10 protein-coding genes are annotated in these 11,863 nt (G+C 66.1%); all 10 read right to left on the reverse strand.

From position 1 onward, the window contains the following. Nucleotides 1–353: 353 nt before the first annotated feature. Complete coding sequence (tyrS, locus tag ACFWCF_RS21855) at nt 354–1,631, reverse strand: tyrosine--tRNA ligase (protein WP_378565917.1); 1,278 nt, start codon at nt 1,629–1,631, stop codon at nt 354–356. 22 nt (nt 1,632–1,653) lie between these two features. Further along, entirely contained in the window at nt 1,654–2,259 is a 606-nt protein-coding gene (locus tag ACFWCF_RS21860) for a DNA-3-methyladenine glycosylase (protein ID WP_378566155.1), read from the reverse strand. Continuing rightward, nucleotides 2,256–2,477: a Trm112 family protein gene (locus tag ACFWCF_RS21865; protein WP_378490235.1), complete on the reverse strand. Its 222-nt coding sequence runs from the start codon at nt 2,475–2,477 to the stop codon at nt 2,256–2,258. Before ACFWCF_RS21865 ends, ACFWCF_RS21860 begins: the two co-directional genes overlap by 4 nt. Before the next feature lie 39 nt (nt 2,478–2,516). Next, nucleotides 2,517–5,504 (reverse strand): alpha/beta fold hydrolase, encoded by a 2,988-nt coding sequence (locus ACFWCF_RS21870; RefSeq protein ID WP_378565920.1) that lies wholly within the window; start codon nt 5,502–5,504, stop codon nt 2,517–2,519. Nucleotides 5,505–5,635: 131 nt separating this feature from the next. After that, a complete protein-coding gene (gene argH / locus ACFWCF_RS21875; protein WP_378565923.1) occupies nt 5,636–7,060 on the reverse strand; it encodes an argininosuccinate lyase in 1,425 nt (474 codons plus the stop codon). 2 nt (nt 7,061–7,062) lie between these two features. Then, nucleotides 7,063–8,262 (reverse strand): argininosuccinate synthase, encoded by a 1,200-nt coding sequence (locus tag ACFWCF_RS21880; protein WP_378565926.1) that lies wholly within the window; start codon nt 8,260–8,262, stop codon nt 7,063–7,065. Between the two features lie 47 nt (nt 8,263–8,309). After that, entirely contained in the window at nt 8,310–8,819 is a 510-nt protein-coding gene (locus ACFWCF_RS21885) for an arginine repressor (protein WP_378565929.1), read from the reverse strand. A gap of 2 nt (nt 8,820–8,821) precedes the next feature. Then, the gene (gene argF / locus ACFWCF_RS21890; RefSeq protein ID WP_378566158.1) at nt 8,822–9,751 is read right to left on the reverse strand and encodes an ornithine carbamoyltransferase; all 930 of its coding nucleotides are present in this window, start codon (nt 9,749–9,751) and stop codon (nt 8,822–8,824) included. 2 nt (nt 9,752–9,753) lie between these two features. After that, nucleotides 9,754–10,944 carry an acetylornithine transaminase gene (locus ACFWCF_RS21895; protein ID WP_378565932.1) on the reverse strand — a complete coding sequence of 397 codons (1,191 nt, stop codon included), beginning with the start codon at nt 10,942–10,944 and terminating at the stop codon, nt 9,754–9,756. Further along, nucleotides 10,941–11,852 (reverse strand): acetylglutamate kinase, encoded by a 912-nt coding sequence (gene argB / locus ACFWCF_RS21900; protein ID WP_378565935.1) that lies wholly within the window; start codon nt 11,850–11,852, stop codon nt 10,941–10,943. The genes ACFWCF_RS21895 and argB overlap by 4 nt, the downstream gene beginning before the upstream one ends. Between the last annotated feature and the right edge of the window lie 11 nt (nt 11,853–11,863).

Consider the following 11,863-nt stretch of genomic DNA (forward strand, 5'->3'; position numbering starts at 1 on the left):
AACAACCACCCACAAAAGCGGGTGGCCGCACCAAATAATATTGGCACTGACATTCATCGGCACACTGTTGAGTTCTCAAAGAACACGCACACACCATCACCGACCGGATTTTCACATCCGACCCGCTCCGGGGCAACCGTTCCAACCTATCACAGCTTATCCGTGGGGCGCAAACGAACGCCCTTCGAATATTTCGCTGTGATTGCTCTTGCGGAGCTGAACACTACCATACACCCGGACCTTTCGGTCCGGGTTGGTGTTCATGTCGCTCGAACAACGACAAAGTTACGCCACCGCTAACAGGACGTCAAATCGCCTGATCAGAGCCCTGCTAGCAGCAGCGTCGACTCATTTCAGTCCCGTACGACACGCACTCCGGCGAAGTTCCGTTTACCGCGACGCACGACCATCCACTGGCCATGGAGCAGTTCACCCTCCGACGGCGTCCAGTCGTCGGTCGAGACTCGGACATTGTTGACCGACGCACCACCTTCCTTGACCGTCCGGCGTGCCGCGCCCTTGCTCTCGCACAGCCCGGTTGCAACGAGCAGGTCGACGATGGTGTTCGGTTCGCCGGCCCGCACCTCCGACACCGACGCCTCGGTCAGCGCCGCAGCAAGTGTTCCCTCGTCGAGCTCCGCGAGCTCGCCGCGCCCGAACAATGCAAGGCTCGCGTGTTCGACCGCACGGGTATTCGCTTCACCGTGGACGAGTGTCGTCATCTCCGCCGCGAGACGCTTCTGTGCCTCACGTGCGTGCGGGCGTTCGGTGGTCGCCGTCTCGAGCTCCACCAATTCCTCACGCGACAGGAAGGTGAACCACCGCAGGTACGTCATGACGTCGGCGTCTGCTGCGTTGACGAAGTACTGGTACCACGCGTAGGGACTCGTCATCTCCGGATCGAGCCACAGGCTTCCACCGCCGGTGGACTTCCCGAACTTCGTGCCGTCCGACGAGGTCACCAGGGGGACGGTCAGGGCATGAACCGAGGCGCTATCGGTGCGCCGATTCAGTTCGACGCCGGCAATGATGTTGCCCCACTGATCGGAGCCACCGACCTGGAGCGCGCAGCCGTACTTGCGACGAAGTTCCACGTAGTCGTTGGCCTGCAGCAGCATGTAGCTGAACTCGGTGTACGAGATACCGTCGCCTTCGAGGCGACGCTTGACGGTGTCGCGCGCAAGCATGACGTTGACAGAGAAGTGCTTGCCGATGTCGCGTAGGAAGTCGACCACACTGAGCCGGCCGGTCCAGTCGAGGTTGTTCACCACCACAGCGCCAGTGTCCGGGTCTCCGAAGTCCACGAATCGTTCGAGCTGCCCGCGGATGCGATCCGACCAGTCGGCAACGGTGTCGGCGGACTGCATGGTCCGCTCCCCCACGTCGCGCGGATCGCCGATCATGCCGGTTGCACCGCCGGCGAGCACGATCGGCCGATGGCCTGCGCGCTGGAAACGCTTGAGTGCGAGCAGCGGTACGAGGTGACCGGCGTGCAGGCTCGGTCCGGTGGGATCGAATCCGGCATAGAGCGTGATCGGACCCGCATCGAGGTCCCGTCGAAGTGCGTCGAGATCGGTCGATTGGGCAATGAGCCCGCGCCAGGTCAGTTCGTCCAGAATTTGCTCAGTCACACTTCGATCATCCCATTACCGTTCAGGGCATCGGAGCGCGTGGGCTTCTTCGATATGCGGAGACACCGATTCCACCGGGGATCCACAACCGCCACGGCCGGTCGGCCGCGACACTGATCCCCACTCTCGGACCGGCCTCCACCTGTGTTTTCGTGTCGGCGAGCATGACCGATACCCGCGCATCCGGAGCGAAGACGTCGAGACCGTTGTCGTCGAGGGTCAAACCGAGGGCCTGCGCGAAGTTTCCGGGGCCGCGTGCGAGATTCTCCAAGGGGGTGTGCGGTGTCCGCCGCGTGCGCACCCCGTTTTCACCCGTGATCACTTCGGCACCGCGTAGCAACACAGCGGCGGCCGTTCCGTCGGGGCCGACCGAGATGTTCGCGCAGTGGTGAATCCCGTAGCTGCGATAGACGTACAGGTGACCGGCCGGTCCGAACATGACACGGTTGCGGCCCGTCGGTCCTCGGTAGGAATGCGCCGCAGGGTCCGGCCAGGGACCACCTTCGGGACCGCCGTACGCCTCGACCTCGGTGACGCGCAGAGTCACGTCACCGACTCGGATGTGAGCCGCCAGCAGTGCGCGCGCTGCAGAAACCGGATCGAGTGCCGACAGGCGGCCCGAGGTCAGTCCGCGACCCACCCGGCGACACCACGTGCGACGAAATCCTGGTGCTCGGCGTCCGCGACATCACGCGCGTCGTCGACGAGCAGAACCGGGATCCCGTTTTCCAGGGGATACGCACGTCGGAGTCTCGGGTTGTAGAGCACTGTGTCGTCGACGAGTAGAAGTGGTCCCTTGTCCTGCGGGCAGGCCAGGATGCTCAACAGTGTGGGATCGACGGCCACGGATGTCCTCTCGACGAGCTGATTGTGAACGGGCTCAGGTTACCGCGCGACCGGACCTGTCCGATTTGTGCCCGAGGACCACTTCGTCGCTACCGCCTTGGTGAACCGGCGGTAGGTGCCCGTCGTCGGGTCTGCGTACCAGGACCGGACGCTGGGCGTCGGCAACCCTCGCGCACGCAGGACATCGGTGATCGGGCGGTACGACGGTCCGAGTGGTATCTCGGCGACCACGTGAACCACATCCGGACGCTCGCCGACCGGCAGAGCGTCGAGCGCCACGGTGATCTCGGAGGCGGTCGGCGCCCGATTCTCACGGAGGGTGATCGCCGCCACCGCGATGTCCTGATGGCGGACGGTGACGCCGTACGACACGGCAAGGTCGACGCGTGGAAGACTGCCGAGGACGTCGACGATCGGTTGCGCATAGACGGGACCGTGCGGGGTCACGATGACCGAGCGCTTGTTGTCGAGGAGCCAGAAATCCCCGTCGGCATCGCGGCGGAACAGATTCTCGGTGGGTACCCAGGTGTCACGGGGTTCGAAGACGCCGCGCATCACTCCGGGGAAGCCCTCCGCCGAGTGACTCCGTCGACCGAGCAGCAGCCCGACTTCGTCGGGATCGCATTCACGCACGAATCCGCGGTCGTCTTCGACGAGTCGTCCGGATACCGGTTCGTAGGCAGCGAGGCGGACTTCGGCGCTGCCGGGCAACGGTCGCCCCTTCGAGCCGATCTTCGCTCCGGACACGTTCGCCAGCACGATATCGCCCTCGGTCGAGGCGTAGAACTCGAGAACACGGGCCGGTGCGAATCGCTCCATCGTGCGCCGCCACAGACCGGGCGTCATACCGGATCCGAGGAACAGTCGGATGGGGTGGATGTCGTCGGAGTGCCAGGACGAGTTGTCGAGAACGGTATGCAGCATCGACCAGGTGTAGGTCACCACCGTCACCCCGTAGCGGTGGATCTCCTCGCGGAACCGTGCCGGGCCCAATTCGCGAGACAATGCGATCCGCGCGCCACCCGCAAGTGCTCCCCCGAGCCCCACCAGGAGCCCCGATGAATGATGCAGAGGTGCAAGACAATACATGGTGTCGCCGCGATCGAGTGAGGCCGCGGTCGCGGTGCCGAACGCCGACAGCGCCCACCTGTGATTCGTGATCCGCTTCATCTCGAGCGTGTCGCCGCTACCTGTGAACAGCACGAATGCCAGTTCGCGGGCGAGCCCGGGATTCGGGACATACCAGCCCGGCAACTCGACGGTCGACACGTCGAGACGTTCGAGGTCGACGACCTCGGCGCCCGGTGGAACATCCAGCTCGCGGAGATTGCCGCCGCCGAGGACCAGCACGTGAAAACCGGTCGCGGCGGCGCGGTCGAGGTTCTCCGGGTCGGTGATGATCGTCTCGACGGAACCGAGCCTGATCGCCTCGGCGAGGTCGGGTCCCTCGGACAGCATCACCGATACGCCCCCGAGCCGCGACACCGCGGCAACGGCTGCCATCGCGCTGGGCCGGGTACCCATCAACACGCCGACGTGCGTGGCCGGACGGATCCCGCAACTGACGAGGCCGAGGACGACAGTGTCGATTCGGGCGTTGACGACCTCGAACGTGTACACCCGGTCGTCGTAGATGAAGCACTCGCGCTGCGCCGCCTTGTTGCCCTGCTCGGCGAGCAAGGCCCCGACGGAGATACGAGTGTGGGATTGAAGTTGGTCCAATCTAACGAGCCGAGGCAGAGCACGCACCGCCTCGCTCGACAGTTCGCGGGCACCCCGCACTGCGCCGACGGCGATGTCGGCAACCCCTGCGACGAATTCGGTACCGACCTCGGCGATCGTCGTGGCGGTGTGGGTGATGCGGTTGCCGAACGTCACACCGGTCTCGTCTTCACCGTGCGGATCCGGCGCTTCCATCGGGACCACACCGACCGGCCGGTCACCGTTCCCGTCACGCCACTGCACCCATTCACTTACGGCAGGCCATGTCTGTTGTGCTGCAACGGATCCCACGACCAGGCCGAAATGGCCCGCACGCAGCGAATACTCGTATACCTCGGCACGCGGTGCAGCCTTGCGGATACCGCGGACCGCAAGTGGCTGGCCGATATCGTCGACCTCACCGACGAACGCGAGGATCGGACAGGTGATCTCCGCGAGACTCACAGCGCGGTCGTTGATCACGAAGCCACCGCTCATCATCCGGTTGTGCGCGATGAACTGGCGTAGCAGTTCGGCGACCGCGGGCCCCGACCACGCAACCCAGCCTTCGGTATCGAGAAACCTGCGCTGCGGCTCGCGTGGCAGCAGCGCTTCTCGATCGTGCAACTGCAGAAGGAAGTCGATGCGTGATCGCACGGTCTTGACGGGATCGAGGAATTGGAAACCGGCGCGCGCCATCCAACTCGAGATCGCGAGCCGGTTGAACACGTGGTCGGCCAGGAAGTCCGCTGATCTGACCGCGAGCGCATCAGGGATACCGAACGGAAGTGCTGCGAGGGTGTCGACGGGGCTGCCGTATGTCACGAGGCTCGCGATGTGGCGGCTCCGCCGATATGCGGCCACCTGATAGCAGAACATTCCGCCCTGCGAGTACCCCGACAGGTGGATGTCGCGGCCCGTGTACTCGTGGACCCGATCGATGATCTCGTCGAGGGCCACGATGTGATCGGTCAGCGTGCGCCCCCATCCGCCCTCCTCCTCGTCCGGAGACCCGAAATCGACGACCCACGGGTCGAGCCCCGATGAATGCAGCAACCCGACAGCTCCTGTGTCGGGGGTGACGTCGTATACGTCGGCCGACATCATCATCGGCGGCACCAACACGATCGGAATTCCTGAGGTGGCAGTGTCGGATTCAGGGAAGTACCGACGTAACCGGTACATGGGTGTGCGCACAACGACCTGGAACGGGGACGGCGCCGCCCCCGATTCCAGACCGCCGAATCGTGCAACCTCGAGACCGTTCTGCGCCGTGGCGATGATGCGCCGTAGGGACCCGATCACCGCGTCACCACTCAGTTCCACGTACCGCCCCCTCCACCTGGCGTCCGGCACCCCGGTTGACAGCTCTCAGCCTGCCACACGCCAGGCGCCGGTCGGTGCCGCGTTGTGCAGAGCGTCCTTCAACAGCGGAGGCGTGTCCGAGATCCATTCGGTCAGGCGCGCACCCACGAACGCAGGCCCTGTGCCTCTGCACGCACCTCGTCGAGCTGCTCGGCGACACGGACACCGGCCGTACCGCCGCGCGCGTTGCGGGACGCTACCGATCCTTCGACCGTGAGTACCTCACGAACCTGGGGGGTGAGTGCAGGGTCGACCGCGGCGAGCTCGTCGTCGGTGAGCTCGGCGAGCCCGACACCGCGCCCTTCTGCGACACGCACGCATGCCCCGGCCGCTTCGTGCGCGACGCGGAACGGCACGCCCTGACGGACCATCCACTCGGCGATGTCGGTCGCGAGAGTGAATCCGGCCGGTGCGAGTTCCGCCATCCGGTCGGTGTGGAACGTCAGCGTCGCGATGAGCCCGGTGATCGCGGGCAGCAACAGCTCGAGCTGTGCTACCGAATCGAAGACCGGTTCCTTGTCTTCCTGGAGATCCCGGTTGTATGCGAGCGGCTGTGCCTTGAGCGTGGCCAGCAGCCCGGTGAGGTTGCCGATCAGACGCCCGGCTTTGCCGCGGGTCAGTTCCGAGACGTCGGGGTTCTTCTTCTGCGGCATGATCGACGATCCGGTGGACCACGCATCGGCGAGTGTGACGTAACCGAATTCGGGCGTGCTCCAGAGGATCACCTCCTCCGCCATCCGCGACAGATCCACCCCGATCTGCGCCAGCACGAACGCGGCCTCGGCCGCGAAGTCGCGCGAGCTGGTCGCGTCGATCGAATTGCTCGCAGCGGAGTCGAATCCGAGATCCGTCGCGATCGCGTCCGGGTCGAGTCCGAGGGACGAACCTGCAAGCGCACCCGACCCGTACGGCGACACGGCAGCACGCTTGTCGAAATCACGCAGACGATCGACATCGCGCAGCAGTGGATGCGCGTGCGCGAGCAGGTGGTGTGCGAGAAGCACGGGCTGGGCCGCTTGCAGGTGCGTCTTCCCGGGCATGATGGCGTCCGGATGCGCCGCTGCCTGACCGGCTATGGCCTCGACGACGTCGAGCACCCCGTCACCGATGCGCCGGGCAGCGTCGCGGAGCCACATGCGAAACAACGTGGCGACCTGGTCGTTGCGCGACCGACCCGCACGCAACCGTCCGCCGATCTCGGGACCGACCCGCTCGATGAGCCCTCGTTCGAGCGCACCGTGGACGTCCTCGTCGGATTCAGCGGGGGTGAACGCTCCGGATGTGACATCCGTGGCGAGCCGTTCGAGACCGTCGAGCATCGTCGCGAGATCGGCCTCGGTGAGCAACCCCGCCCGGTGCAGGATCTTCGCGTGGGCTTGCGACGCGCGCACGTCGTACGGGGCGAGCACCCAGTCGAAATGCGTGGACTTGCTCAGAGCCGCCATGGCGGCGGCCGGTCCCGATTCGAACCGGCCGCCCCACAGGGCACCTTCGTTGGTGCCGTGAGCCTGGGTCATTGTTACAGGCCCAGATCGCGCTTGGCGGCGACCTTCGAGGACAGGCCGTGGATCTGCACGAAGCCCTTGGCATTCGACTGGTCGAAGCTGTCGCCCTCGTCGTAGGTCGCGAGATTGAAGTCGTACAGCGACTCGGGGCTGCGACGGCCGTTGACCGAGATGTGGCCGCCGTGCATGACCATGCGGATATCGCCGGTGACACGCTCCTGGGTCTTCTCGATGAATGCGTCGAGCGCGTACTTGAGCGGGGAGAACCACAGGCCGTCGTAGACCAGCTCGCTCCAGCGCTCTTCGACGCGACGCTTGTAACGCCCGAGTTCCCGTTCGAGGGTGACGTGCTCGAGTTCCTGGTGAGCCGTGATCAGCGCGATCGCACCGGGAGCCTCGTAGATCTCGCGGCTCTTGATGCCGACGAGACGGTCCTCGACCATGTCGAGGCGGCCCACGCCCTGTGCGCCGGCACGCTTGTTGAGCTCCTGGATGGCTTCGAGCACGGTCACGTGCTTGCCGTCGATGGCGACCGGGCGGCCTGCCTCGAAGCTGACGATGAGCTCGTCCGGGGCCTGCCAGTTGAGGGTCGGATCCTCGGTGTAGTCGTAGACGTCCTTCGTCGGAGCGTTCCACAGGTCCTCGAGGAAGCCGGTCTCGACGGCGCGACCCCACACGTTCTGATCGATGGAGAACGGCGACTTCTTGGACACGTTGATCGGCAGACCGTGCTCACCGGCGAACGCGATGGCCTTCTCGCGGGTCCAGGCGTAGTCGCGGACGGGCGCGATGACCTGGAGGTCGGGGGCGAGGGCGCCGAAGCCCACCTCGAAACGGACCTGGTCGTTGCCCTTGCCGGTGCAGCCGTGGGAGACGATGGTGCCGCCGTGCTCACGCGCAGCCTGCACGATGTGCTTGACGATCAGCGGACGGCTGATCGCGGACACCAGCGGGTAGCGGTCCATGTACAGGGCATTGGCCTGCACGGTCGGCAGGCAGTACTCGGTCGCGAATTCGTCCTTGGCGTCGACGACCACGGATTCGACAGCACCGCAGTCGAGGGCGCGCTGTCGCACGACCTCCATGTCCTCGCCGCCCTGGCCGAGGTCGATGGCGACGGCGACGACCTCCTTGCCGGTCTCCCTGCCGATCCAGCTGATGGCAACGGAGGTGTCCAGCCCGCCCGAGTAGGCGAGTACGACGCGATCGGCCATGGTGATTGTGCTCCTTCTTATTTTGACGTACGTCGATCAGTGGTAGGTCAGGCGAGTGATTCGATTTTCGCAGCCAGGTCGGCTCCGGTGTTCGGTTCCCGGGCGATCACCGCGATGGTGTCGTCACCCGCAATCGTGCCGACCACTTCCGGTAATGATGCACGATCGAGTGCACTGGCCAGATAGTGCGCTGCCCCCGGTGGAGTTCGGAGCACCGCGATGTTGCCGCTCGAGTCGGTCGAGACGAGCAGTTCGCCGAGGAGTTTCGACAGGCGGTCGGTGCCGCCGGTGACCCCGCGGACCGGGCTGCCGTCCTCCGGGACGACATACACGCCTGCTCCCCCGTCGGCCGCACGAAGCTTGACGGCTCCGAGTTCTTCGAGGTCGCGGGAGAGCGTGGCGGTCGAGACGTCGATGCCGTCGTGGGCGAGCAGAGTCGCGAGTTCGGTGTGGCTACGCACCGCGCGGGTGGCCAGCAGCGTAATGATGCGCGCCTGCCGGGCCGCCCGAGTCGGAGCGTTCACCGCAACCTCTTCTCGGCCGGGCGCGGTGCTCATCGTCAGCTCCGGCTCTGTTCGAGCAGCCACACGAGCAGTGCCTTCTGCGCGTGCAGGCGGTTCTCTGCCTCGTCCCACACGACCGCGCGGGGGCCGTCGATGACCTCGGCGGTGATCTCTTTACCGCGGTACGCGGGCAGGCAGTGCAGCACGATCGAGTCGGACTTCGACAGTGCGACGAGGTCGTCGTTCAGCTGGAACGGCCGGAACACCGCCTCGCGGTCGAGGCCGTCGTTCTCCTGCCCCATGGATACCCAGGTGTCGGTGACGAGGACGTCGGCGCCCTCCGCCGCGGCTCGGGGATCGCCTGTGATCGTGACGCTTCCACCGGTCTGCTCGGCGCGGGTGCGGGTGGCCTCGACTACCTGCGGATCGGGCGCGAACCCCTCCGGGGTGGCGACGGTGACATGCATGCCTGCGGTGACGCCGCCGAGCATCAGCGAGTGCGCCATGTTGTTGGCGCCGTCCCCGAAGTACGTCATCGTCAGGCCTGCGGTGCTGCCCTTGTTCTCGCGGATCGTCTGCAGGTCGGCGAGGACCTGGCAGGGATGGAAGGTGTCGGTGAGCGCATTGACCACCGGCACGTCGGAGTGGGCCGCGAGCGTCTCGATGCGGTCCTGGCCGTACGTGCGCCAGACCACCGCCTTCGTGAAGCGAGAGAACATGCGCGCAGTGTCGTCGAGGGTTTCGCCCTTACCGATCTGGGTGGCGCCCGCATCGACGACGATCGCGTGTCCGCCGAGTTGTGCGATTCCCGCGTCGAACGAGAAGCGGGTCCGTGTGGATGTCTTGTCGAACAGGACGGCGACGCTGTACGGGCCTTCGAGAGGGCGACGCGAGAGCGGATTCTTCTTCAGCTCTGCGGCGAGCTCGAGGACTTCGTTCTGCTCCGCCGGGGTGAGGTCGTCGTCGCGGAGGAAATGCCTGACCATGGTCACCGATGTCCTTCCTGGGATGCGGTGTCGAGGATGTCCGGAAGCGCGGTGACGAAACCGTTCGCCTGCTCCTCGGTGAGGATGAGCGGCGGCGCGAGGCGGATCACGTCGGGTGCGGCTGCGTTGACCAGGAATCCTGCGTCGCGCGCGGCTGTTTCGACGGCACCGGCCTTTGTCTCGGTGAGCACGACACCGAGGAGCAGGCCCGAACCGCGCACCTGGGAGACGAGTGGGTGAGCAAGTTCCTCGATCCCGGCGGCGAGGGCCTTGCCCACCGAATCGACGTGGTCGAGCAGGTTCTGCTCGTCGATGGTGCGCAGCACGGCAAGCGCGGCCGCTGCACACACCGGGTTGCCTCCGAAAGTGGTGCCGTGTTTGCCGGGGGTGAGCAGATCGGCAGCCGGCCCGGTGGCGAGGACCGCGCCGATCGGCAGGCCGCCACCGAGTCCCTTCGCAAGGGTCATCACGTCGGGGACGATGCCGGCCGCCTGGTGCGCGAAGAAGGTGCCGGTGCGGGCGATGCCGGTCTGGACCTCGTCGAGCACGAGCAGCGCACCGTGTTCAGTGGTGAGGCGCCGCGCACCCGCGAGGTAGCCCTCGGGGGGCACGACGACACCGGATTCACCCATGATCGGTTCGAGGAACACCGCGGCGGTGGTGTCGTCGATCGCGGCGGCGAGTGCGTCGAGATCGCCGTAGGGGACGAATTCGACGCCGGCGGGCATCGGTTCGAAGGGAGCACGCTTGTCCGGTTGGCCGGTGAGCGCGAGTGCACCCATGGTGCGGCCGTGGAAGGACTTCTCGGCGGCGATGATCTTGGGTCGGCCGGTGAGCCGCGCGATCTTGAACGCGGCCTCGTTGGCTTCGGTTCCGGAGTTGCAGAAGAATGCGCGACCGGGGTGCCCCAGGTGACCGAGGAGTTGATCGGCGAGGTCGAGAACCGGCTGGGAGGCGTACAGGTTCGACACGTGCCCGAGCTGGTTGAGCTGGGCGGTGACTGCCTGGATGACGGCGGGGTGGCGGTGGCCGAGGCTGTTGACGGCGATGCCGCCGAGCAGATCGAGGTACTGCTTGCCGTCGGCGTCGGTGAGGACGGCTCCGTCACCGGCGACGAGCGCGATCTTGGGCACCCCGTAGTTGTTCATGAGTGAGCCGGCCCAGCGCTGCTGGATCTCGGACGTGCCGGTCATGCGGCGCCTTCCTGGTCGGGGGCCGGTACCACCATGGTGCCGATGCCTTCTTCGGTGAACAGCTCGAGGAGTACGGAATGTGGCCGGCGTCCGTCGATGACGTGCGCGGTGGGAACTCCGCCCTGCACGGCGCGCAGGCACGCCTCCATCTTGGGAACCATGCCGGAGTCGAGTGACGGCAGGAGAGCCTCGAGCGCGACCGTGTCGATCTGCGAGGTGAGCGACGTGCGGTCGGGCCAGTTGGTATAGAGGCCTTCGACGTCGGTGAGGACGACGAGCTTCTCCGCACCGAGTGCCTCGGCGAGGGCTGCCGCGGCGGTGTCGGCGTTGATGTTGTGCACGACACCGTCCACGTCGGGCGCGATCGTCGACACGACGGGGATGCGGCCGGCCGCGATGAGGTCGAGCACGGCGGCGGGGTCGACGGTGGTGACGTCGCCGACGAGTCCGATGTCGGTGTCGGTTCCTTCGACGACGACGGTGCGTCGGGTCGCGGTGAACAGTTGCGCGTCCTCACCGGAGATCCCCACGGCGTAGGGTCCGTGGCTGTTGATCAGGCCGACGAGTTCGCGGCCGACCTGCCCGAACAGCACCATGCGCACGACGTCCATGACGTCGGGGGTGGTCACGCGGAAGCCGCCGCGGAACTCGCCTTCCATGCCGAGGCGCTTCAGCATCGCGTTGATCTGGGGGCCACCGCCGTGCACCACCACGGGGTGGATGCCGACGGTGCGCAGGAACGCCATGTCGGCGGCGAAGGCGGCCTTGAGGATGTCGTCGGTCATGGCGTTGCCGCCGTATTTGACGACGACGATCTTGTCGCGGAACTTCTGCAGCCACGGCAGGGCTTCTGCGAGTACGAACGCCTTCTGGTGCGAGGTCACGCTCGCGATGAGGTCGTCGGTCATAGGGTCTCCTG

Origin of the sequence: Rhodococcus sp. NPDC060090 (assembly GCF_042729855.1) — a bacterium.
In the GTDB taxonomy this organism is placed as follows: Bacteria; Actinomycetota; Actinomycetes; order Mycobacteriales; family Mycobacteriaceae; genus Rhodococcus.

Coding starts and splice junctions, on each gene's coding strand:
- argH (WP_378565923.1), bottom strand. CDS start 7,060: ATGACCCAGGCTCACGGCACCAACGAAGGTGCCCTGTGGGGCGGCCGG.
- ACFWCF_RS21880 (WP_378565926.1), bottom strand. CDS start 8,262: ATGGCCGATCGCGTCGTACTCGCCTACTCGGGCGGGCTGGACACCTCC.
- ACFWCF_RS21895 (WP_378565932.1), bottom strand. CDS start 10,944: ATGACCGGCACGTCCGAGATCCAGCAGCGCTGGGCCGGCTCACTCATG.
- argB (WP_378565935.1), bottom strand. CDS start 11,852: ATGACCGACGACCTCATCGCGAGCGTGACCTCGCACCAGAAGGCGTTC.
- argF (WP_378566158.1), bottom strand. CDS start 9,751: ATGGTCAGGCATTTCCTCCGCGACGACGACCTCACCCCGGCGGAGCAG.
- ACFWCF_RS21885 (WP_378565929.1), bottom strand. CDS start 8,819: ATGAGCACCGCGCCCGGCCGAGAAGAGGTTGCGGTGAACGCTCCGACT.